A 22,946-nucleotide genomic window follows, 5' to 3' on the forward strand; every position below is an offset into this window, starting at 1 on the left:
CTCAAGACAGGAGCCGCGCGTGGCCCGTGTCGTCGTGCACGTCATGCCCAAGACCGAGATCCTCGACCCGCAGGGCCAGGCGATCGTCGGCGCCCTCGGTCGGCTCGGCCACACGGGCATCTCAGATGTCCGGCAGGGCAAGCGTTTCGAGCTCGAGGTCGACGACAGCGTCTCCGACGAGGCACTCGACGAGATCGCCGAATCGCTGCTGGCCAACACCGTGATCGAGGACTGGTCCGTACACCGGGAGTCCGAGTGACCGCCAAGGTCGGTGTCATCACCTTCCCCGGCACGCTGGACGACGTTGACGCGGCCCGCGCCGCCCGCCTCGCCGGGGCGGAGAGCGTCAACCTCTGGCACGCCGACGCCGACCTCAAGGGCGTCGACGCGGTGATCGTGCCCGGCGGCTTCTCCTACGGCGACTACCTGCGGTGCGGCGCCATCGCCAAGTTCGCGCCGGTGATGGGCGAGGTCATCGCCGCCGCCCAGCGCGGAATGCCGGTACTGGGGATCTGCAACGGCTTTCAGGTGCTGTGCGAAGCGGGCCTGCTGCCCGGTGCGCTGACGCGCAACGCCGGACTGCACTTCGTCTGCCGCGACATCTGGCTCGAAGTAGCGTCCACGTCGACGGCGTGGAGCTCGCGCTACGAAGCCGGCGCCGACATCCTGGTGCCGCTGAAGTCGGGGGAGGGGCGCTACCAGGCCTCCGAGGCCGTGCTGGACGAGCTCGAGGGCGAGGGCCGCGTCGTCTTCCGCTATCGCGACAACCCCAACGGGTCGCAGCGCGACATCGCCGGCATCAGTTCGGCCAACGGTCGCGTCGTCGGCCTGATGCCGCACCCCGAGCACGCCACCGAAGCGCTCACCGGCCCCTCCGACGACGGGCTCGGCATCTTCTACTCGGCACTGGATGCGGTGCTGACTGCGTGATTCGGGCGCGCATTTCGGGGCTCACCCCCGAGTAGCGCGCCGAAGTCCCTAGAACAGGGCGAGTTGCTGTGTGCCCGAGTCGCCGAACTTCTGCGGCACCGGACGCTGGCGCACGTTCAGCGGCCACCAGAACCACCGGCCCAGCAGCGCCGCGATCGACGGCGTCATGAACGACCGCACGATCAACGTGTCGAACAGCAGGCCCAGCGCGATGGTGGTGCCGATCTGGCCCAGCACCTTCAGATCGCTGATGATGAACGACGCCATGGTGAACGCGAACACCAGGCCCGCGGCGGTGACCACCGACCCGCTGCCCGCCATGGCCCGGATGATGCCCGTGTTGAGACCCGCGTGGATCTCCTCCTTGAAGCGGGACACCAGTAGAAGGTTGTAGTCCGAGCCCACGGCGAGCAGCAGGATCACCGACAGCGGCAGAATCACCCAGTACAGCGGCACACCGAACAGGTACTGCCACACCAGGACCGAGATGCCGAACGAGGCGCCCAACGACAGCGCGACGGTACCGACGATGACGAGCGCGGCCACGATGCTCCTGGTGATGAACATCATGATCAGCAGGATGAGGCTGAGCGCGGCGATGGCGGCGATGATGAGGTCGTAGTGCGCCATCTCCGCGATGTCCTTGTACGTGGCCGCCACGCCGCCGATGTAGATCTTCGAGCCCGCCAGCGGTGTACCCTTCACCGCCGCCTGGGCCGCTTCGCGGATCGACTCGATGTGCGAGATGCCCTGTGCAGTAGCCGGATCAACGTCGTGCGTGATGATCATCCTGGCGGCCTTGCCGTCCGGTGACAGGAACAGCTTCAGCCCGCGCTTGAATTCCGGATTGTCGAACGCCTCCGGCGGCAGGTAGAAGGAGTCGTCGGTCTTGGACGCGTCGTACGCCGCGCCCAACTGCGTCGAATTCTTCAGTGCCTCAGCCGATTGGGCGTAGATGCCGGCCGTCGTCGCGTAGTTCGTCATCGTCAGGTCGCGGTTGGTCTCCTGATTCGCGATCTGCGGTGGGATCAACGCCAGCAGCTGCGGTTGCAGCTCATCGAGTTTCGCGATGCTCGCCGACACGTCGCTCAGCTGGTCGGTGAGTTCGTTGATCCCGTCCAAGGAGTCGAACAGCGACCGAAAGGCGTTGCAGACCGGGATGTCGTAGCAGTGCGGCTCCCAGTAGAAGTAGTTGCGCATCGGGCGGAAGAAGTCGTCGAAGTTCGCGATCTTGTCGCGCAGTTCCTGCGCGGTGGCCACCGTCTGCTGAAACGCCTCGCTCTGCTCGTGCGTCACCTCGCTGGACTGCTGCTGCAGCGCCAGCTGCTGCCGCAGCACCCCGATGGTGTCGTCGATGACGCCCACCTGCTTCGTCAAGTCGTTGGCGCGTGCCTGTTGGAACGGCAGGTTCTGGATCTGCGACGCGCTGCCCGCGCTGATCTGGAACGGGATCGACGTGTGGTCCAGCGGCGTGCCCAGCGGCCGGGTGATCGACTGCACCTGCGCGATGCCGTCGGTGTGGAAGACCGCCTTGGCGACGCGCTCCAGCAGGATCATGTCGGTCGGGTTGCGCAGATCGTGATCGGTCTCGATCATCAGCAGTTCGGGGTTCAGTCGGGCCTTGGAGAAGTGGCGTTCGGCGGCCGCGTATCCGACGTTGGACGGGGCGCTGTCCGGCATGTAGATGCTGTCGTCGTAGTTGGTCTTGTACCCCGGCAGCGCCAGCAGTCCGATGAGTGCGATGCCGATGGTGACGATGAGGATGGGTCCCGGCCAGCGCACGATCGCCGTCCCGATCCGCCGCCAGCCGTACTTCTGGGTGGCGCGCTTGGGGTCGAGAAGTCCGAACCGGCCGCCGATCACGATGACGGCGGGCGCCAGCGTCAACGAGGCGGCCAGTGCCACCAGCACGCCGAGCGCGGCCGGGATGCCGAGGCTCTGGAAGTACGGCAGCCGCGTGAAGTAGAGGCACGCCACCGCGCCGGCGATGGTCAGACCCGACCCGAGAATGACGTGTGTCGTCCCGTGATACATGTCGTACCAAGCGGATTCGCGATCCATGCCGAGGCCGCGAGCCTCGTGGTAGCGGCCAAGCAGGAAGATGACGTAGTCGGTGCCCGCCGCGATGACGAGCAGCGTCAGGATGTTGGTCGAGTACGTCGACAGGCCGATCAGGCCGCTGTCCGCCAGGAACGACACGATGCCCCGGGCCGCGGCCATCTGGACCAGCACGACGACGAGCCCGAGCAGCATCGTCACGAAGGAGCGGTAGACGATCAGAAGCATGATCGCGATGACGCCGACGGTCAGCGCGGTCACCAGTTCGGTGCTCTCGTTGCCCACCTCGAACTGGTCGGCGATCTGCGCCGCGGCCCCCGTGACATACGCCTTGACCCCCGGCGGAGCCGGTGTGCCGTCGACGATCTCGCGAACGGCGTCAACGGATTCCAGCGAGAGCGCCTCGCCCTGGTTGCCGGACAGGAACACCTGGACGTACGCGGCCTTGCCGTCGGGACTCTGCGAACCGGCTGCGGTGAGCGGATCACCCCAGAAGTCCTGGATGTGCTGCACGTGCTCGGTGTCGGCGGCGACCCGCTTGACGATCTCGTCGTAGTACTCGTGTGCCGCGGCGCCGAGTGGCTCGTCGCCCTCCAGCACGATCATCGCCGCGCTGTCGGTGTCGAACTCCTGGAACTTCTCGCCGATGGCCTTGAACGCCTGCAGCGACGGCGAGTCCGGGGAACTGAGCGCGACGTTCTGCTCGGCGCCGACCGCCTCGAGTTGAGGGACGAGTGCGTTGCTGAGTCCCGCGACGACGATCCAGAACAACACGATGGGGACCGACAGCACCCGGATCGCGTGGGCGACGCGACTGCGGGTCTCCTTGCGCGAGACCCCGATCGGGGCCGTCGGGGCTTCGTCGGTCGACGAACCGTGGCGCCCGGTCATCCGGACTTGTCCAGGCAGAAGGTGTAGGCGTTCAACTGGTTGACCGTTCTCTCGTCCTTGACGGCGTCGTCGATGGTGATGCGGCAACTCAACGAGTCGCCGTCACCCTGCGCCTGAACGTTGACGAACACCGTCGGCTGCGTGGTCGTCACGTCGTACGTCCACGGCAACGCGGCATCGACCGCGTGCTGCGGCTGTGCGTTGATATCGAGGTAGCTGATGGACGCCGTCGCGCCCGGCGGGCCCCAGACTTCGAGCAGTACGCGCTTGGGGTTGAAGGGCTTGGTGTCGTTCGCGCTGTTATCCGGCGTGGACACCACGTCCTCCGAGCCGAAGATGCCGTTCAGGCGATAGACCGCGAAGCCCGCGATCGCGACGACGACCACCGCCACCAGGATCATCCAGTTGCTTTTCAGCGTCCTGCTGATCGAAAACCCCGACATTCCTTGGCCTTTCGGCTTAAATGACACGACGCCGACCAACGGAGGCGGGTGGGCTCCCAGCTGCCGGGTCTATATCAACTTCGTTGACAGTACGGTACGGTACCGGTCCGCACAAGCCGTACCGGATACGACGCAACCGTCAGTTCTTGCGGGTCAAGCTGGGTAACAGCATGTTGTCGACGAGGTCGTGCACGGTGCGTTTCGACGGTAGGCGACCGGTGATCACCGTGCGGTAGATCAGGTAACCGGGCAGGACGTCGTAGATGTCGTCGCTGATCGCCGAGCGCGTGATCTCCCCACGGTCGACCGCGTCGGACAGCACCTGCTCCATCAGCGCCTTCCGCTGCTCGAGGAACATCTGCATGAGCTCGTTGAGCTTCTCGTTACGCGACACCTCAACCAGCACCGCGCGGATGGTGCTCGCGTGCGAGTGCGCGTGCGCTGCGATCGTCTCGCCCAGACGCAGCAGGTCTCCGCGCAGCGTGCCGGTCTCGGGTGCCACCGCCACCTGGCGGGTGCCCTCGGAGAACGCCGCCATCACCAACTCGGCCTTCGTCGGCCAGCGCCGGTAGAGCGTGGCCTTGCTGGCTCGGCCCGCAGCGGCCACCCCGTCGACCGTCAACCGGTCGTAGCCGTGCTCCTTGAGCAACTCGAGCGTGACGGTCAGCAACTCCCGCTCGCGCGCCGACCAGGGACACAAGTCGTCGGGGGCTGAAGTCACGGTCACCGGCTCAGGAATTCAGCGCGACCGACGCCTCGGCCGTATAGCAGAGGAACGTCAGCGTCTCCTGCAGGTAGAGCTGGACGGAGTCGGCGTCGTGGGAGAGGTAGCCGATCGACACGTCCGTGCCGAGCTGCAGGTCGAAGTCGCCGCCGCGGGTCGACAGCACGAACGCCCCGTCGATCGCGGGCGCCCAGATGATGTCGCCGTCGACCAGGCGGTTGAGGTGCTCCCGGATCGGATAGCCGTTGACCGTGGTCTCGCTGACCTGCGTGTAGACGTCGGCCGACAGCAGCACGCTGTACGGGCCGTCGACGCCGGCGAGCCGCAGCTCCGACAGCGCCTGACTGATCACGTCGGGCATCTCGCGCGGGTCGGCGGGCAGCGCGAGGTTGGGGCACGAGCTGGACCTCCGGATGCCCTCGATCGACGCGGCCGGGTAGCCCTCGAAGATCGCGCGGTCCTCGGCGAACGCCAGCTTCTTGGCGGCGTCCTTCACCGGGTCCCAATCCGAGTCCTGCGAACCGCGCTCGACGTCGTCGATGTCATTGCGGCTGATGGTGAACGGCACCCGCAGCCGCACCAGCGGCCGGGCTTCGCGCAGGTGCGCGACGACACCGTCGCCGGGGGACCCGACCTCCAGCAGATGACCCGTGCTGACCGCAGCCGAGGTCGGACCGCCCGGCTCACTGACGTCGACGACGCGACGACCGGCGATGTGCCGCTTGAACGTTCGCGTGGCCTCCTCCTCGATCTGCTCCCACGCCTCGGCGGTGACCGGTGCCAGCTCGCGATAGAGGTTGTTCATTGGGGTTGTCCTTTCAGGCTGCCTATCGACAGTGATCCCGTGGAAGCACGGTGGTTCGAAGCGGCGGGAGCCGGCGCCGGAGCGGCGAGCGCCGACTCGGGCAGTGGGGGCGGGTCGTCGAGGAAGTCGGCTGTTGGAACGAAGAACATCGCGCCGGTGAGCGCGGTCGAGAAATCCAGGATGCGGTCGGTGTTGCCCGGCGGGTCGCCGATGAACATGTTCGACAGCATGCGTTCGGTGACACCGGGATCCGCGGCGTAGGCGATGTAGTACGTGCCCGACTCCCCATTACCGAGCGTCCCGAACGGCATGTTGGCGCGCACGATCTGCAACTCGTTGCCGTCCGCGTCCTCGATGACGTTCAAGGCGATGTGCGAGTTGGCGGGCTTCACCGCGTCGTCCATCTCGATGTCCTCGAGCTTGCTCCGGCCGATGACGCGTTCCTGCTCCGTCACGCTCAGCGCGTTCCAGGCGGCCATGTCGTGGGTGTACTTCTGCACGTGCACGTAGCTCGCACCGAGGAAAGAGGCGTCCTCCCCCGAGTTCTCAGCGATCTGCGCGGCCTCGACCGCCTCGGGTCCGTCGGGATTCTCCGTGCCGTCGACGAACCCCAGCAGATCGCGCTGCTCGAAGAACCGGAACCCGTGCACCTCGTCGACGACGGTCACCGCGCCCGCCATCGACGCCAGCACCCGGCCGCCCAGTTCGAAGCACACGTCCATCGACTCGCCGCGGATGTGGAAGAGCAGATCGCCCGGCGTCGCGGGCGCGTGATGACGGGCGCCGGCGATCTCGCGGAACGGGTGCAGCCGCGCGGGGCGGGGGCCGTCGAAGAGCCGGTCCCACGCGTCCGATCCGATACCCGTCACAAGCGTCAAATGCGCTGCGGGATTACGGAATCCGACGGCCCGTACCAGACCGGACAGGCCGGCGAGCGCGTCGTGCACCGCGTCCTCTCCGCCGTCGTCGATGGTGGCGACGAGGAAGATGGCCGCAGGGGTGAGCGGAGTCAGGATCGGCTGCGGACGGGTGGCCACATCAGGACCCTAGCGCGACGCTCGTCGGAAACACCGGCCAAGATGGAAAGATGGCAGCTAGCCCCCAGAGCATGTGCGACTTCATCGATGCGTCGCCGTCGCCGTTCCACGTCTGTGCCACCGCGGCCGCGCGGCTGAGCGCCGCGGGTTACATCGAGTTGTCGGAATCCGACCCGTGGCCGTCGTCGCACAGCGCGTTCTTCGTGGTCCGCGCGGGATCGCTGGTCGCGTGGAAGGCGGCCGACCGCGGAGCTCCGTTCCGGATCGTCGGAGGGCACACCGACAGCCCCAATCTGAGGGTCAAACAGCATCCCGACCGGGCCGTCGCCGGCTGGCGGGTCGTCGCGCTGGAACCGTACGGCGGGGCGTGGCTGAACTCCTGGCTGGACCGCGACCTCGGGATCAGCGGGCGGTTGTCGGTGCGGGAGGGCTCTTCCGTCGTTGACGTCCTGGTGAAGGTCGACGAGCCGATTCTCCGGGTGCCGCAGCTGGCGATCCACCTGTCCGACGACCGCAAGGCCGTCGAGCTCAACCCGCAGCGTCACGTCAACGCGGTGTGGGGGGTCGGCGACGGAGCCCGCTCGTTCGTGGGGTGGGTCGCGGAGCGGGCCGACGTGGACCCCGGCGCCGTACTGGCCGCCGACCTGATGACGCACGACCTGACGCCGTCGACACTCGTCGGTGGCAGGCGCGAACTGGTCAGCGCGCCGCGGCTGGACAACCAGGGCACCTGCTATGCGGGCCTCGAGGCGTTTCTCGCCGCGGACCCCGGTGACTACGTGCCGGTGCTCGCGCTGTTCGACCACGAGGAGGTCGGCTCGACGTCGGATCGCGGCGCGCAGTCCGAACTGCTGCCGACGGTGCTGGAGCGCATCACGCTCGCCGAACGCGGCAGCAGGGAGGACTTCCTGCGCCGGCTGCCCGATTCGATGGTCGCGTCCGGCGACATGGCGCACGCGACGCACCCGAACTATCCGGAGCGCCACGAGCCGGGCCACCTCATCGAGGTCAACGCGGGCCCGGTGCTGAAGGTGCAACCCAACCTGCGGTACGCGACCGATGGCCGTACCGCGGCGGCGTTCCAGTTGGCCTGCGATCAGGCGGGCGTCCCGCTGCAGCGTTACGAGCACCGCGCCGACCTGCCGTGCGGGTCGACGATCGGGCCGATGACCGCGGCGCGAACCGGCATCCCGACGGTCGACGTCGGCGCCGCTCAACTGGCGATGCACTCGGCGCGGGAGCTGATGGGCGCCGAAGACGTCGAGGCCTATTCGGCTGCGCTGCAGGCGTTTCTGTCGCCCGGCTGAGTTGGCAACTCAGTTGGTCGTCGGTGGTGGGTTCGGTGTGTACGGGTCGTACCACCACCAGTGGGCGCGTTCGCCGGTCGGCCCGTTGTAGGGGGCGACCGCGGGTGGGGGTGTCGTGGGTGGCCTGGCGAGGGAGGCGTTCGTCAGTGTTCGGCCGCGACGGTGGGTGACGGTGAGCGTTACCGCCGATGGTGATGACACCTTTGTGGTGCTGGCGGTAGTGGTACGGGCAGACCAGGACCAGATTGTCCAGGTCGGTGGGGCCGCCGTCCTCCCAGTGCACGATGTGGTGGGCGTGCAGTCCGCGGGTGGCTCCGCAGCCGGGGACCACGCAGGTGCCGCGGTCGCGGTGCTCGAGAGCGCGGCGCAGGCGCCGGTTCACGGTGCGGGTGGCCCGCCCGGTCCCGATCACCCGGCCGTGACGTTGGAACCAGACTTCGCAGGTGGCGTCGCACAGCAGGTAGCGGCGCTCCTCGTCGGACAGCAGCGGACCGAGATGCAGGGCGGGCCGCCACGTCGGTGTCCCAGCCGGCGTCGACCAGGCTCAGGAACGCGTCGACGGTGGTGGGCATGGGTGGGGTCTGCGCGGTTTCGCGGTCGGCGTGATCCCGTGTCCAGTCGGCGATCAGCGCGTCGCGGTGCGAGCCCAGGGCGGCGTCGATCTCGGCCACGATGTCGACGATGCGGCCGTCCAGCGCGTTGCGCTGTCCGGTGATCTCGGCGAGTTCGGCGAACAACGTGTCGAGCCGCTCGCCGCGACTCAGATCGGGCCCGTAAGACGCTGCCGCCGTGGACATGACCCCACACTGGCACGCCGGTACGACCATTCCGGCCCTGCAGTAAGGGTGGAGTCAGCGCCGAATGTCACCCCACCCGGTTACCGTCTGGCCATGGCACTCTCAATCGAAATGGTGACGTTCGACTGCAGCGATCCCGACGCGCTCGCCGCCTGGTGGCTCGACGCGGCGGGTGGTGAACTGAACGCGGTGGCTCCCGGCGAATTCGTGATGGTCTCCCGCGAGAACGGGCCGACCCTCGGTTTCCAGCGGGTGCCCGACCCGACGCCGGGGAAGAACAAAGTGCACCTGGACTTCCACTCCGCCGACAAGGAGGCCGAGGTCGCTCGGCTGGTGGCCGCCGGTGCCACGGAGTTGGGCCGCAACAGCTTCGGTCCGGAGTTCGACTGGGTGACGCTCGCAGACCCAGAGGGCAACGCGTTCTGCGTCGCGGGCGGCTGACGTCCCGTTTTCGTCACAGCCGAGTCGGTTCAACCGCGCGTTTTTCGGGCAAATTGTCCGTCATGGCATACGAACGGAATCCCAAGCGCTCTTGCACCGCGCTGCTCGCGGTGCTGGCGGTCGTCGCGGCGTTCCTCGCGCCGTCGGCCGCCGCCGAACCGGTAGACGACCTCGCGCTTGCCGCGTCGGTGGAACCGGCCGTCGCTCGCATCGACACGACGATCCCGAGCCAGCGGGCGATCGGCGCCGGAACGGGCGTGGTCCTCGACGCCGGGGGCGCGGTTCTGACCAACTTCCACGTGGTGCAGGGCGCCGAGGTGATCAACGTGTCGGTGGCGAACCGCTCGTTCGACGCCGACCTCCTCGGCTACGACCGCGGCGCCGACATCGCCGTACTTCAACTGCGCGGGGCGTCGGACCTTCCGGTCGCGCCGATCGGCGACGTCAACGGCTTGTCCGTCGGCGAGCCGGTCGTGGCCCTCGGCAACGCGAGCGGATCGGGGCGTCCGCTCACGCGTGAAGTCGGAACCGTCACCGGGTTCGGGCGGTCGGTCACCGCCGAGGACTCCCTGACGGGGAATTCGGAGGAACTGCAGGGTCTCATCGAGTTCGCTGCTCCGGTTCGAGCGGGCGACTCCGGAGGTCCCGTCATCGACGACGGCGGCGTCGTCGGGCTGACCACCGCGGCCACGGTGAATTTCCGGATGGGACCGGGCGGCCAGGGCTTCGCGATACCGATCGACCGCGCGCTCGGGATCGCCGGTCAGATCCGCTCGGGAGCGCGCAGCGACACCGTGCACATCGGCCCGCCCTCGCTCCTGGGCGTCGGTGTGCCCACCGCGGGCAGCGGCGACAGCGGACTGGTGCTGAGCGAGGTGCTCATCGGTGGTTCCGCCGACCGAGCGGGGCTGCGGCCCGGTGACACGCTGGTCTCCGTCGCCGGAGTGCCGGTCGATTCCGCGACCGGACTCACGGACGTCCTCGACCGGCACTACCCCGGTGAGAGCATCGACGTGACGTGGATCGACACCACCGGCCAGCAACGCACCGCACCGGTGACGCTCGACACCTTCTAACCAACCGGCGAGGCGCCGGCCGCCGCGCGGCCCTGGAATGATCGCGCCGTGCTGATCGGTGTCATCGCCTTCGCGATCGTGCTCGCCGCCTGGTCGCTGTGTGCACGCAGGCTGGAGCTGCGACAGGTCGGGGCGCCGCTGGTGCTCGTGCTGGCGGGCGTAGCGGTCGGATTCGTCGTCTCCGACGAGCTGAACGCCACGTTGAACACCGAGGTCGCTCAGCGAATGGCCGAGGTGATCCTCGCGATCCTGCTGTTCGTCGACGCCACCGACGTGCGCGGCGGGTTGTTCGGCCGCGATCCGCGATCCGCCATCCGCGTGTTGTTCGTGGCGATGCCGCTGGCACTCGCGGCCGGTGTCGGCCTCGGGCTGTGGCTGCTGCCGGGACTGTCGTGGGCCGTCGTGCTGATCATCGCCTGCGTCGTGGTACCCGTGGACTTCGCACCGGCCTCATCGGCGCTACGCGATCCGCGCATCCCGGAGCGTGTACGCGACGCGCTCAATGTCGAGGCCGGTTACAACGACGGCATCGTCTCGCCGCTGTTCATCTTCGCGCTCGTGCTGGCGGGCGATCACTCGCACGCCTCGACCCCGCTTGACGCGCTGGCGTCGGCCTTCCCGCAGGCGGTGAAGGCGGTCATCGTGGGGCTGGCCATTGGCGCGGTCGTCGCGTGGGCGAGTAACGCCGCCGAGCACCGGAACCTGATGACCGCCCAATCCAAGCGCGTCATCCTGGTGGCGGTTCCGCTGCTGGCGTACACGGGCAGCATCGCCATCCAGGGCAACGGGTTCGTTTCGGCGTTCGTGTGCGGCATCGCCTACGTGGCGCTGCGGAAGACCGCGGAGCCGGGTGCGCTGAGGGCCGACTTGGAGTTGCTGGACGACATCAGCTTTCTGCTGACGGCGATCATGTGGTTCGTCTTCGGCGCCGCGGCCGTGCTCGCGTTGTCGGGCGGCGTCCCCCTCGGGCTCGCGGTGTTCTGTCTGCTGGCGCTCACGGTGGTGCGCATGGTGCCGGTGCTCATCGCGCTACTCGGATCACAGTTCAGCTGGCGGGAAAGAGCCCTGGTCGGCTGGCTGGGACCGCGCGGCACGACGTCGATCGTCTTCGGTCTGCTGGCCTTCAACGTGCTGTCCGACCAAGCCGAGGTCGACGTGCTGCTCGCCACTGTCCTAACCGTTCTCGGCAGCGTCGTCCTGCACGGTCTGGGTGCGCCGGCCGCCGCGAATGTGTTCGCCCGACGCGGAGCGAATAAACTGACCGGGTGACGTCTCCGGTCGACTCCGTGCAGGTCGCCTCCACTACGCCCGATCAACCGCAACCGTTCCGTGAGCTCGGGCTCAAGGACGACGAGTACGAACGCATCCGCGAGATCCTCGGCCGCAGGCCCACCGACGCCGAGCTGGCGATGTACTCGGTGATGTGGAGCGAGCACTGCTCGTACAAGTCCTCGAAGGTGCATCTGCGTTACTTCGGCGAGACCACCACCGAGGCCATGCGGCAGGGCATGCTCGCGGGCATCGGCGAGAACGCCGGAGTCGTCGACATCGGCGACGGCTGGGCGGTGACGTTCAAGGTCGAGTCGCACAACCACCCGTCCTACGTCGAGCCGTACCAGGGTGCGGCCACCGGCGTGGGCGGCATCGTGCGCGACATCATGGCGATGGGCGCCCGCCCGGTGGCGGTCATGGATCAGCTGCGCTTCGGCGCGGCCGACGCGCCCGATACGCGCCGCGTGCTCGACGGCGTGGTCCGCGGTGTCGGCGGTTACGGAAACTCGCTGGGTCTGCCCAACATCGGCGGTGAGACCGTGTTCGACGCGTGCTACGCGGGTAATCCGCTCGTCAACGCGCTGTGCGTCGGCGTGCTCCGCAAGGAGGACCTGCACCTGGCGTTCGCGTCCGGCGCGGGCAACAAGATCATCCTGTTCGGCGCCCGCACCGGCCTCGACGGCATCGGCGGCGTCTCGGTGCTCGCCTCGGAGACGTTCGGCGGCGATGAGGGAGAGGGCAGCGGCCGCAAAAAGCTGCCGAGCGTGCAGGTCGGCGACCCCTTCATGGAGAAGGTGCTCATCGAGTGCTGCCTCGAGCTCTACGCCGCGGGCATCGTCATCGGCATCCAGGACCTCGGTGGCGCCGGACTATCCTGTGCCACTTCCGAACTCGCGTCCGCCGGGGACGGTGGCATGGCCATCGAGTTGGACAAGGTGCCGCTGCGCGCCAAGTTCATGACCCCCGCCGAGGTGCTGTCCAGCGAGTCGCAGGAGCGCATGTGCGCCGTCGTCTCGCCGGAGAACGTCGACAAGTTCATGGCCGTCTGCCGCAAGTGGGAGGTGCTCGCGACCGTCATCGGCGAGGTCACCGACGGCGACCGCCTGCAGATCACCTGGCACGGCGAGACCGTCGTCGACGTGCCGCCGCGCACCGTCGCCCACGAGGGCCCCGTGTACGAACGGCCCGTCGAGCGTCCGGACACCCAGGACTCGCTCAACGCCGATACGTCGGCGGCGCTGCCCCGGCCCGTCACAGGTGACGAGCTGCGCGCGACTCTGCTTGCGCTGCTTGGCAGTCCGCATCTGTGCAGTCGAGCGTTCATCACCGAACAGTACGACCGCTACGTACGCGGCAACACCGTGCTCGCCGAGCACGCCGACGGCGGAGTGCTGCGCATCGACGAGCAGACCGGTCGCGGTATCGCGGTGTCCACCGACGCGTCCGGCCGCTACACCGCGCTCGACCCGTATACCGGCGCGCAACTGGCGCTGGCCGAGGCTTACCGCAACGTGGCCGTCACCGGTGCGACGCCGGTCGCCGTGACCAACTGCCTGAACTTCGGCTCGCCCGAGGACCCCGGCGTGATGTGGCAGTTCAGCCAGGCCGTTCGCGGGCTCGCCGACGGCTGTGCGGCCCTTGGCATTCCGGTCACCGGCGGCAACGTCAGCTTCTACAATCAGACCGGCACCACCGCGATCCACCCGACTCCCGTCGTCGGGGTGCTCGGCGTGATCGACGACGTCAAGCGCCGCATCCCCACCGGACTCGGCACCGAGCCGGGGGAGACGCTGATCCTGCTCGGCGACACCCGCGACGAGTTCGACGGCTCCATCTGGGCGCAGGTCACCGCTGACCACCTCGGCGGGATGCCGCCGCGGGTGGACCTCGCCCGCGAGCAGTTGCTCGGCGAGGTGCTGGTGGCGGCGTCACGCGACGGGTTGATCACGGCCGCGCACGACCTCTCCGAGGGCGGGTTGGCCCAAGCCGTCATCGAGGCGGCGCTGGCGGGCGAAACGGGTTGCCGCATAGTCCTTCCCGAGGGTGCTGATCCGTTCGTCGCGCTGTTCTCCGAGTCGGCGGGCCGCGTACTGGTCGCGGTGCCGCGCACCGAGGAGAGCAGGCTGCGGGCGATGTGCGAGGCCCGCGGACTGCCGGCCACCCGCATCGGAGTGGTCGACGAGGGCAGCACCGACATCGAGGTACAGGGTCTGTTCACCGTCTCCCTGGCCGAGTTGCGGAGCACGTCGGAGGGCGTGCTGCCCGGATTGTTCGGGTGAGGGCACCCGCCAACCACAATCACCCCTTACTGGTCTGGGCCTGGGGGCTGATCAGACTCGACTTCGTCGGCGTCGCCTTCGGGGCGCTGTTCTTCTGCCTGTCGCTGACACCGTCGCTGGTGCCGCGCGACTGGCTGTACCAAGGTCTCATCGGCGGCATCAACGCCTCAATCGGCTACGCGATCGGCGTCGTCGTCGGAAAAGTCCTCTACTACATCGTGTTACGCGGTCGCACGTGGTGGCCGCCGGAGAAGCGGACGCTGTACTGGCTGAAAGGCGGCATCGTCGTGCTGTCGGGTGCCGGGAGCCTGCTGATGCTGATCCCCGCGGCGAAGTGGCAGCGCCACGTGTCGGCGCTGATGGGTATGCCGGGGCCGGAGACCCCCGCATACCTGCGCACCGTGCTCGCCTCGCTGGTGGTCGGCGGCACCTGTGTCGCCGTGGCGCGGGTCGTCCTCGACGCGATCAAACTGCTGGCGCGAACGTTCATCAGGCGCTGGCACGTGCACCAGGAGGTCGCGCTGGCGGTCGGCACCGCGATCGTCGTGATCGTACTTGTCACGCTGATCAACGGGGTGCTGTACCGCGGCTTCCTGGCGGGAGCCAACCGGGTGTTCCAGCCGCAGGACTTCGACACCCGGCCGGGGGTCAGTCAGCCGGTGCAGCCGGAGCGCTCGGGAAGTGCGAATTCGTCGGCGCCGTGGGACACCCTGGGCTATCAGGGCCGCAACTTCGTGGCGACCGGTCCGCACGCCGACGAACTGACCCGTGTCAACGGCAAGCCCGCCAAGGAACCGATCCGCGTGTACGCGGGCCTGCAGACCGCCGATGACGACGCAGGCCGCATGGACGTCATCCTTCGAGAGCTCGACCGCACCGACGCCTTCAGCCGCGAGGTGCTGGTGATCGTGCCCACCACCGGCACCGGATGGGTGAATCCCGTTGCCGCACGGGCTATCGAGACGATGTACAACGGGGACACCGCGCTGGTCGCGGTGCAGTACTCGTATCTGCCGAGCTGGATCTCGTTCCTCGGCGATCGCGAGAAGTCGATGAACTCGGGCCGTCTGCTGGTCGACACCGTTCACGGCCGGTGGGTGCAACTGCCCGAGAACGCCCGCCCGAAGCTGTTGCTGTACGGCGAGAGCCTCGGATCGATGGCCGGCCAGGGGGCGTTCCCTTGGCTGCCCGATATCGCCCGGATGGACTTCTCCGCCGTGCTGTGGGTCGGCCCGCCGCACGAGAGCCCGCTGTGGAGCGGGCTGGTGCAGCGCCGCGATCCCGGCACCCCCGAGGTCCAACCACGCTACGACAACGGCCGCACCGTCCGGTTCAGCGTGGCGGGTGACACCGACGACATCGTGCGGGTCGCCGAACCGAGGTGGGACGGCACCCGAGTGCTGTTCCTGCAGCACTCGTCGGATCCGATCGTCTGGTGGTCGCCCGATCTGCTGTTCTCGCAACCGGATTGGCTCATCGAGCCGGCGGGTCCCGATCGTTCCACGGCGATGCGGTGGTATCCGATCATCACGTTCTGGCAGGTCGGCGCCGACATCATGAACGCCTCGTCGGTGCCCGGCGGGCACGGTCACAACTACGGCAACTCGGTGCTCGACGGGTGGGTCGCGGTGGCGCCGCCCGAGGGCTGGACCCCCTCGGACACCGAACGGGTGCGCGCCGCGCTGAAGGACGCCTCCGGTGCCGACGGGCCCGAGACCTAGTGCCCGGCAGTCGAAGTCGAGCGGTGCTTCTCGCCGCCGGACTGGTGCTCTGGAGCGGTGCGATCGCGCCCCGGCTGCCGGCGCGCTGGTTGGTGCCGGTGCACGCGACGCTCGGCTCCGGGCTCGTCGCTCTCACCGCGGCTCCACTCGGTCTACGGCCGCCGCAGGTGTGGCGCGGGCTGCGGTGGGGCGGAGTCGCCGCGGGACTGGTGGCGGCGGGCGTCGCCGCGGTGACGCCGGTCCCTCGGGTGCGGGCGGGCATGGCCGAGCGCACGATGCCCGAATCCGCCGTCGGGTGGCTGCTGGTGCACATCCCCGTCGGCACGGTGTGGTCCGAGGAGGCGGCGTTTCGCGCGGTGCTCGGCACCGTAGCCGCCGATGCGTTCGGTCCGCGATGGGGCGGCCTGCTGCAGGCGGGCGCGTTCGGGCTGTCGCACATCGCGGATGCCCGCGGGGCCGGTGAGCCCGTCGTCGCGACTGTGGCCGTAACCGGCTTCGCCGGTTGGGTTTTCGCGTGGTTGTACGAACGGTCGGGCAGTATGCTGGCGCCGCTGCTCGCACACCTCGCGGTCAACGAGGCCGGTGCCGTCGCCGCGCTGCTGGTGCAGCGTCGTCAGGCGTTGCGTGCGTCGGCCCGCAATTGATGCGGCTCGGTGTCGGTGTCGTCGATGCCGAAACCGATGATGCGCCGCGGAGTGATGCGGATTATCGCGGAGTCCAGCGCGTCACCCGCGGCGCCTTCGGCGGTGGGCGCGGTCGCCTGCTCGGCGGTGCCGCGGATCTCCAGGCAGCGCACGCGCCACGGGTCGCGGGACGCGATGTCGTCCACGACGAACGCCACCGTCGGATTCGCCGCGATGTTGTGGTACTTGCGGCTGCGCGACATCTGATAACCGGATATGTCGATGGTGCCGAGTTCGTCGTTGTAGGTGAACCCCACCGGACTGTTCTGCAGAGTTCCGTCCGGCTGCGTCGTCGCCAGCCTGCCGAGCGTTGACGCGCGAAGGTACTCGATCTCGTGTGGTCTGAAGGTCATGTCACGACGCTAGGAGCTCAACCGTTGTTGAGGTCAACTGTGCCGCGAGTGTTGGCTTGAGCTACGCGAATCCCAGAAACGCGTGGCGGTAATCAACGTTCGCGGGTCAGGGGTTGATGGTGTACTCGCCGATCTGTCGGCCCCACACGTAGTCGATCGCGAAGGGCATGCCGATCTCGACGTGGTTGTAGGGCGCGAGGCTGAAGCCGGTGTCCGTCACCAGGTAGGGGAACGGGTACAGATCCCTGGTGACCTTCTGCCAGCACCCCGGCCTGCCCTCCGGTCCGCCCTTGGCGTTCACGCGCGGCAGGTTGTCCGGGTAGACGTACGGATTTCCCGCGCCGAAGCCCAGCAGCGTGCCGTACTGGTCGAGGGAGTACCCGTTGCCGCCCAGCGAGTCGGCGATCAGCGGCCCGACCTCGGCGTAATTGCGGATCGTGCAAAGAATCATCCCGCGGTACTCGTCGAGCAGTTGCGTCGTCGGCACCAGGTCCGCCGCCCCGCGCACCAGGTACGGCGCGGCCCGCTCGATAATGTCCTCGGCGGTGTCCGCGAATCCGACGGCGGCCATCAACGCCCGGTCGACGTCGCGACGGTAGTCGTTGAACGTGCGCGCTGTGGTGACCGCGGCGCCGAGACCGTCGAACAGATCCGGGGCGGCGTCGGCGTAGACGTCGGCGAGCCGCGCGACTCCGGCGATGTCGTTGCGCAATCGGGGCATTCGTGGATTCAGATCGCCGAGGATGACGTTGGCGTCCTCGAGTGACGTGCCGAACCGATCACCGAGCCCGGTCAGCGCCTCCGCCGTCGCCGTCAGCGTCTGGTTCAGCTTGATCGGGTCCACCTGCTCGGCGATGGAGGTCACCGTCTCGAACAGCGTGTTGAACTCCGTCGTGACCGTGCGGGCGTCGATGCGGGTGCCGGTCGAAACCGATTGCGGTGACGGGTGTTCCGGTGAGCTGAAGGCGACGTACTTGTTGCCGAACACCGTGCTCGCGGTCACGTCGGCCACCACGTTCGACGGGATCAGGTGCAGAAACTCCGGGTCCACTTCGAGCGTCAGCAGCGCGTCCTGGCCGTCGCCGTCGGGTGTCGTGCCGATGCCCGTGACCCGGCCGATCTCGACGCCGTTGAGCGTGACCTTCGAACCGGGGTCCACCACCAGGCCCGCACGCGACGACACGACCGTCAGTTCGGTGCGATCGGCGAACGCGCCGCGGAACTGCGCGTAGATGAGCGCCGCCAGTGCCGCGACGATCACCAGGAAGACCGCGCCCGCTGTCCGATACGGCGGCGCGAAGCGGTCTATCTGCACGGTTTGCGAGACTAGGGTATGGCGCCTCGCCGCAGTGCGGATCCGACGAGAACCCGAGAAGCGGTGGTGGCGATCGCCGACTGGCTCGCCGACGACGCAGCGCCCGCGCCCGACCGGGCCGCCCTGGCCGAGGCCGTCCGGCTCACCGCCCGCACCCTCGCCGCACAGGCGCCCGGCGCGACGGTGGAACTTCGGGTGCCGCCCTTCGTTGCGGTGCAGTGCATTTCGGGACTCAGTCACACCAGGGGCAATCCGCCCAACGTCGTCGAGACCGACGCCAGAACGTGGCTCCTGCTGGCAACTGGCCTACGCACCCTGCCGGAGGCCGTCGCCGACGGCACGCTGCAGCTGTCCGGGTCCCGTGCCGGCGAGCTGGCCGACTGGTTGCCGATCGTCAGCCTGGCGAGGTGAACACCACTGTTCGATCGTGAAATGGATGGCGTCGTCCCGGTGTTGCAGATTCCGTCGACACCGCCGTTCGATTCCGACAACGGCGGCATCTACCCGTAGACTGAGCAACGTCACCCACAGCCCCCAGGGAGCAGCCATCGTGACCGTCGAGCCGTCGCCCGAATATCAGGACGAGGACCCGAAAGAGGAGTGTGGCGTCTTCGGCGTCTGGGCTCCCGGCGAAGAAGTGGCGAAGCTCACTTACTACGGTCTCTATGCCCTGCAACACCGTGGGCAGGAGGCGGCGGGTATCGCCGTCGCCGACGGTTCTCAGGTGCTGGTGTTCAAGGATCTGGGCCTCGTCAGCCAGGTGTTCGACGAGCAGACCCTGGCCGCCATGCCCGGCCACGTCGCCGTCGGGCACTGCCGCTACTCCACGACCGGCTCGACCACGTGGGAGAACGCACAGCCGGTTTTCCGCAACACCGCCGCGGGCACCGGAGTCGCCCTCGGCCACAACGGCAATCTGGTCAACACCACGGAACTCGCCGCCCGAGCACGCGACGCCGGCCTGATGGGCAAGAGCGGCGCGACCGCGGCCACCACCGACTCCGACATCCTCGGTGCGCTGCTGGCGCACGGTGCCGCCGACGCCACCCTCGAACAGGCCGCCCTCGACCTGCTGCCGACCGTCCGCGGCGCCTTCTGCCTGACCTTCATGGACGAGAACACGCTGTATGCAGCGCGCGACCCGCACGGGGTGCGGCCGCTGTCGCTCGGCCGTCTCGACCGCGGCTGGGTGGTCGCGTCGGAGACCGCCGCGCTCGACATCGTCGGCGCCTCGTTCGTCCGCGACATCGAACCCGGTGAGCTGCTGGCCATCGACGCCGACGGCGTCCGGTCCACCCGCTTCGCCAACCCGACGCCCAAGGGCTGCGTCTTCGAGTACGTCTACCTGGCGCGCCCGGACAGCGTCATCGGTGGCCGCTCCGTCCACGCCACGCGCGTCGACATCGGCCGCAGGCTCGCGGCCGAGATGCCGGTCGAGGCCGATCTCGTCATCGGCGTTCCGGAGTCGGGGACACCCGCAGCGGTCGGCTACGCGCAGGGCTCGGGCATCCCGTTCGGCCAGGGCCTGATGAAGAACGCCTACGTGGGCCGCACCTTCATCCAGCCGTCGCAGACCATCCGTCAGCTCGGTATCCGGCTCAAGCTCAACCCGCTCAAAGAGGTCATCCGCGGCAAGCGGCTGATCGTGGTCGACGACTCGATCGTGCGCGGCAACACCCAGCGCGCTCTGATCAGAATGCTGCGGGAGGCCGGTGCCGTCGAGGTGCACGTGCGGATCGCGTCGCCGCCGGTGAAGTGGCCCTGCTTCTACGGCATCGACTTCGCCACGCCCGCCGAACTCATCGCCAACGCCTCGAGCAACGCCGCGGAATACGACGAGATGATCGACGGCGTGCGGCGGGCCATCGGCGCGGACACCCTCGGCTACATCAGCAGGCAGGGCATGATCGCCGCGACCGAACAGCCCGCGTCCCGGCTGTGCTCGGCGTGCTTCGACGGCAACTACCCGATCGAGCTGCCGAGTGAGTCGGCACTGGGCAAGAACGTCATCGAGCACATGCTCGCGAACGCGGCGCGCACCAACGCAACGGTGCAGACCGACAACGACAACGTGTCGGCGCTGCGGCGGCCCTGACCGACGCGCCGCTGTCCGGATGCTGAAACCTACTGCGGCTCAGGAGAACTCAGCCGCGCCAGATGCCTACGGTCGCCCTTGGGCGCGGTCCCGTCGCTCTGCAGCGCTTTGACCACGGCTTCCCGATAGGGCGTCAACCCGCCGGGCCGCGCCGGAATCACCGTTTCTATGTCGTGCTCGAGGCAGATCGCGTCGCAGTGCAGCGATTCGACCAGAGGCCGTGCCAATCCGGCCGGAATCGGCGTCACCAGACCCACCCACCAGCTCGCGATCGACGGCGTCAGCAGCGGCAGCACGATGATGACCCGCTTGCTCAGGCCTGCGACGTCGGCGTAGCCCTGCATCGCGTCGCCGTACTCCATGACGTCCGGTCCACCCACGTCCCAGGTGCGCGACTCCGGCACGGCGGCGGTCGCCGCCTCGACGAGGTAGTGCAGTACGTCGTCGATCGCGATCGGCTGAATCTTGTTGTGCACCCACTTGGGAGTAGTCATCACGGGCAACCGGTCGGTGAGGTGTCGCACCATCTCGAACGACGCGGAGCCCGAACCGATGACGATGCCCGCCTGCAGCACGATCGTCTCGATACCCGATTCGATGAGGACGTCGCCGACGGCCGTGCGCGACCGTAGATGCGGTGACAGCTCCCCGTCCGGGTGCAGGCCCGACAGGTACACGAAGCGCTGCACACCCGCCCGCTTGGCTGCCTCGGCGACGTTGTGCGCCGATTCGGCCTCCGCCTTCACGAAGTCGGCCGACGTGCCCATCGAGTGCACCAGGTAGTAGACGACGTCGACGTCCTGGAACGCGGACACCAGGGAGTCGGGGTCGTTCAGATCGCCCTTGGCCACCTCGACGCGGTCACGCCACGGAGCGTCGGCCAATTTCTCGGGGTTGCGCGCCAACGCACGGACCGTGTGCCCGCGGTCCAGCAGTTCGGGTACGAGGTGCCCGCCGATGTATCCGGTCGCGCCTGTCACCAGGCAACGACGTTCGGGTGGTTGCGTCAACCGGTCCTCCGTCTGTATCTCTCGCTCCGTATTCGGAGCGGGCGAGTGTTCGGATGATGACCGCTGGCGGCCCTACTCAAACGGGCAGCCGGGGTTGGGTACGTCGTTGGCCAGCGGTTCGCCGGCGGGTTCGATGTAGCCGACCCACATCACCAGCGGCACCGGGCCGAGATTGCGGCCGACGTGGACGTATCCGGGACCGCTGCGCTCGGTGATCGGATCGCCCACGTTGTACACGCCGTCGACCGCACAATCGGTGGCGTCGTAGTGGGTCAGCGTGCCCTCGCGGATCACGCCGTAGACCTGACCGGGATGCCAGTGCCAGCCGGTGCTGCCGCCGGGCTGGATGGTGATCTCCCTGGTCACGTAGTCGACGCCGTCGACCGTCGACTGCGCCAACACCTTGGCGGACACTCCGACACCCGGCGTGGCGTGGGCAGTGGGGGTGAGGGCTGCGAGCAGTGCCGCGGCGACGAGCGGCGCCGCGAGGCGTAGTCGGGTCACAATCGCAGAGCGTCGCACACCGCGCGGTTGCCGCGCGGTGGTCTGCCCGAACTCGCGCCGACCGATGGCGCGTGCACCGTGTAGGTGCCGACCGGTACCCTTGGGCGCGATGAGCGAGGGCAAGAGAGCCGAGCGTGAGGGCACGTCCTACGCATCGGCAGGGGTGGACATCGAAGCCGGCGACCGGGCAGTCGAACTTTTCAAGCCACTCGCCAAGAAGGCGACCCGACCGGAGGTCAGGGGTGGCCTCGGCGGCTTCGCGGGGCTGTTCGCCCTGCGCGGCGGATACCGCGAACCGCTGCTGGCCTCCTCAACCGACGGGGTCGGCACGAAGCTGGCGATCGCCCAGGCGATGGACAAGCACGACACCGTCGGACTCGATCTCGTCGCCATGGTGGTCGACGACCTGGTGGTGTGCGGCGCCGAGCCGCTGTTTCTGCAGGACTACATCGCCGTGGGCCGCACGGTGCCCGAACGCGTCGCACAGATCGTCTCGGGCATCGCCGACGGCTGCGTGCAGGCGGGCTGCGCCCTCTTGGGCGGCGAAACCGCGGAACACCCCGGCCTGATGGGGCCCGATCACTACGACATCTCCGCGACCGGCGTCGGCGTGGTCGAGGCGGACGACGTGCTGGGCCCCGAGCGGGTCAAGCCCGGCGACGTGATCATCGCCATGGCGTCGACCGGCTTGCACTCCAACGGCTACTCGCTGGCGCGCAAGGTACTGCTCGAGATCGACCGCGGTAATCTCGCGGGCCACGTCGAGGAGTTCGGCCGCACGCTGGGTGAGGAGCTGTTGGAGCCCACCCGCATTTACGCGAAGGACTGCCTGGCGCTGGCCGCCGAGACGCAGGTGCGCACCTTCTGCCACGTCACCGGCGGCGGCCTCGCGGGCAACCTCGAGCGCGTCGTCCCGAATGGGTTGTGCGCCGAGATGGATCGCGGAACATGGACGCCCGCACCGGTTTTCGGCATGATCGCACAACGCGGCAAAATCGAACGCGCCGAGATGGAGAAGACGTTCAACATGGGTGTCGGAATGGTCGCCGTGGTCGCCCCCGAGGACACCGACCGCGCACTGGCCATACTCACGGCCCGGCACCTCGACTGCTGGACGCTCGGCACGGTGGCCAAGAGCAAGAAGGGTGAGCCGAGGACGCAGCTAGTGGGACAGCACCCGAGATTCTGAGCGGACCGCCGGACGG

The 22,946-nt window shown here is 68.4% G+C and carries 21 protein-coding genes and 1 pseudogene; 12 read left to right on the top strand and 10 right to left on the bottom strand.

Annotated features, from left to right (window positions below):
- Nucleotides 1-19: 19 nt before the first annotated feature.
- Together purS and purQ are read left to right on the top strand one after the other, a co-directional pair.
- A complete protein-coding gene (gene purS / locus NM203_RS04455; RefSeq protein WP_255058477.1) occupies nt 20-259 on the top strand; it encodes a phosphoribosylformylglycinamidine synthase subunit PurS in 240 nt (79 codons plus the stop codon).
- Complete coding sequence (gene purQ, locus NM203_RS04460; protein ID WP_255058479.1) at nt 256-930, top strand: phosphoribosylformylglycinamidine synthase subunit PurQ; 675 nt, start codon at nt 256-258, stop codon at nt 928-930. The genes purS and purQ overlap by 4 nt, the downstream gene beginning before the upstream one ends.
- 48 nt (nt 931-978) lie before the next feature.
- On the opposite strand, the gene NM203_RS04465 is transcribed toward purQ, so the two are convergent.
- The 5 genes from NM203_RS04465 to NM203_RS04485 form a co-directional block, all read right to left on the bottom strand.
- Complete coding sequence (locus NM203_RS04465; RefSeq protein ID WP_255058480.1) at nt 979-3,879, bottom strand: MMPL/RND family transporter; 2,901 nt, start codon at nt 3,877-3,879, stop codon at nt 979-981.
- Nucleotides 3,876-4,322: an MmpS family transport accessory protein gene (locus NM203_RS04470; protein ID WP_303624178.1), complete on the bottom strand. Its 447-nt coding sequence runs from the start codon at nt 4,320-4,322 to the stop codon at nt 3,876-3,878. The genes NM203_RS04465 and NM203_RS04470 overlap by 4 nt, the downstream gene beginning before the upstream one ends.
- A 139-nt stretch (nt 4,323-4,461) precedes the next feature.
- Nucleotides 4,462-5,049 carry a TetR/AcrR family transcriptional regulator gene (locus NM203_RS04475; RefSeq protein ID WP_255058481.1) on the bottom strand — a complete coding sequence of 196 codons (588 nt, stop codon included), beginning with the start codon at nt 5,047-5,049 and terminating at the stop codon, nt 4,462-4,464.
- Nucleotides 5,050-5,053: 4 nt separating this feature from the next.
- Nucleotides 5,054-5,851 (bottom strand): family 1 encapsulin nanocompartment shell protein, encoded by a 798-nt coding sequence (locus NM203_RS04480; RefSeq protein ID WP_255058482.1) that lies wholly within the window; start codon nt 5,849-5,851, stop codon nt 5,054-5,056.
- Nucleotides 5,848-6,888, bottom strand: coding sequence for a Dyp-type peroxidase (locus tag NM203_RS04485; RefSeq protein ID WP_255058483.1), 1,041 nt, complete (start codon nt 6,886-6,888; stop codon nt 5,848-5,850). Before NM203_RS04485 ends, NM203_RS04480 begins: the two co-directional genes overlap by 4 nt.
- A 50-nt stretch (nt 6,889-6,938) precedes the next feature.
- Here NM203_RS04485 and NM203_RS04490 point away from each other — a divergent pair, with 50 nt between their 5' ends.
- Nucleotides 6,939-8,195, top strand: a complete 1,257-nt coding sequence (locus NM203_RS04490) for a M18 family aminopeptidase (RefSeq protein WP_255058484.1) — start codon at nt 6,939-6,941, stop codon at nt 8,193-8,195.
- A 9-nt stretch (nt 8,196-8,204) separates the two neighbouring features.
- Here the strand turns inward: NM203_RS04490 and NM203_RS04495 are convergent.
- Nucleotides 8,205-8,863, bottom strand: a pseudogene (locus NM203_RS04495) (DUF222 domain-containing protein); the annotation flags it as partial.
- A gap of 222 nt (nt 8,864-9,085) precedes the next feature.
- On the opposite strand from NM203_RS04495, the gene NM203_RS04500 reads away from it, so the two are divergent.
- The 6 genes from NM203_RS04500 (at nt 9,086) to NM203_RS04525 (ending at nt 16,425) form a co-directional block, all read left to right on the top strand.
- Nucleotides 9,086-9,433: a VOC family protein gene (locus NM203_RS04500; protein ID WP_255058486.1), complete on the top strand. Its 348-nt coding sequence runs from the start codon at nt 9,086-9,088 to the stop codon at nt 9,431-9,433.
- Between the two features lie 62 nt (nt 9,434-9,495).
- Nucleotides 9,496-10,509, top strand: a complete 1,014-nt coding sequence (locus NM203_RS04505) for a S1C family serine protease (protein WP_255058487.1) — start codon at nt 9,496-9,498, stop codon at nt 10,507-10,509.
- Between the two features lie 48 nt (nt 10,510-10,557).
- The gene (locus tag NM203_RS04510) at nt 10,558-11,778 is read left to right on the top strand and encodes a cation:proton antiporter (RefSeq protein ID WP_255058488.1); all 1,221 of its coding nucleotides are present in this window, start codon (nt 10,558-10,560) and stop codon (nt 11,776-11,778) included.
- A complete protein-coding gene (purL, locus tag NM203_RS04515; protein ID WP_255058489.1) occupies nt 11,775-14,060 on the top strand; it encodes a phosphoribosylformylglycinamidine synthase subunit PurL in 2,286 nt (761 codons plus the stop codon). Before NM203_RS04510 ends, purL begins: the two co-directional genes overlap by 4 nt.
- Nucleotides 14,057-15,781, top strand: coding sequence for an alpha/beta hydrolase (locus tag NM203_RS04520; protein WP_255058491.1), 1,725 nt, complete (start codon nt 14,057-14,059; stop codon nt 15,779-15,781). Before purL ends, NM203_RS04520 begins: the two co-directional genes overlap by 4 nt.
- Nucleotides 15,781-16,425: an Rv0804 family intramembrane glutamic endopeptidase gene (locus NM203_RS04525; RefSeq protein ID WP_255058493.1), complete on the top strand. Its 645-nt coding sequence runs from the start codon at nt 15,781-15,783 to the stop codon at nt 16,423-16,425. Before NM203_RS04520 ends, NM203_RS04525 begins: the two co-directional genes overlap by 1 nt.
- Here NM203_RS04525 and NM203_RS04530 read toward each other — a convergent pair.
- Entirely contained in the window at nt 16,395-16,817 is a 423-nt protein-coding gene (locus tag NM203_RS04530; RefSeq protein ID WP_255058494.1) for a PPOX class F420-dependent oxidoreductase, read from the bottom strand. The two genes, NM203_RS04525 and NM203_RS04530, sit on opposite strands and share 31 nt — an antisense overlap.
- 106 nt (nt 16,818-16,923) lie before the next feature.
- A complete protein-coding gene (locus tag NM203_RS04535; RefSeq protein WP_255058495.1) occupies nt 16,924-18,132 on the bottom strand; it encodes an MCE family protein in 1,209 nt (402 codons plus the stop codon).
- 18 nt (nt 18,133-18,150) lie between these two features.
- On the opposite strand from NM203_RS04535, the gene NM203_RS04540 reads away from it, so the two are divergent.
- Entirely contained in the window at nt 18,151-18,543 is a 393-nt protein-coding gene (locus tag NM203_RS04540; RefSeq protein WP_255058496.1) for a sterol carrier family protein, read from the top strand.
- Between the two features lie 139 nt (nt 18,544-18,682).
- Nucleotides 18,683-20,227 carry an amidophosphoribosyltransferase gene (purF, locus tag NM203_RS04545; protein WP_255058497.1) on the top strand — a complete coding sequence of 515 codons (1,545 nt, stop codon included), beginning with the start codon at nt 18,683-18,685 and terminating at the stop codon, nt 20,225-20,227.
- Nucleotides 20,228-20,256: 29 nt separating this feature from the next.
- Here the strand turns inward: purF and NM203_RS04550 are convergent, their stop codons facing one another.
- Nucleotides 20,257-21,207, bottom strand: coding sequence for an NAD(P)H-binding protein (locus NM203_RS04550; protein WP_308212805.1), 951 nt, complete (start codon nt 21,205-21,207; stop codon nt 20,257-20,259).
- A 102-nt stretch (nt 21,208-21,309) separates the two neighbouring features.
- Nucleotides 21,310-21,741 (bottom strand): cupin domain-containing protein, encoded by a 432-nt coding sequence (locus NM203_RS04555; RefSeq protein WP_255058499.1) that lies wholly within the window; start codon nt 21,739-21,741, stop codon nt 21,310-21,312.
- A gap of 109 nt (nt 21,742-21,850) precedes the next feature.
- On the opposite strand from NM203_RS04555, the gene purM reads away from it, so the two are divergent.
- Nucleotides 21,851-22,930, top strand: a complete 1,080-nt coding sequence (purM, locus tag NM203_RS04560) for a phosphoribosylformylglycinamidine cyclo-ligase (RefSeq protein WP_255058501.1) — start codon at nt 21,851-21,853, stop codon at nt 22,928-22,930.
- Nucleotides 22,931-22,946 lie beyond the last annotated feature (16 nt).

It is taken from the genome of Mycolicibacterium arenosum, assembly GCF_024320865.1.
Taxonomy (GTDB): domain Bacteria; phylum Actinomycetota; class Actinomycetes; order Mycobacteriales; family Mycobacteriaceae; genus Mycobacterium; species Mycobacterium arenosum.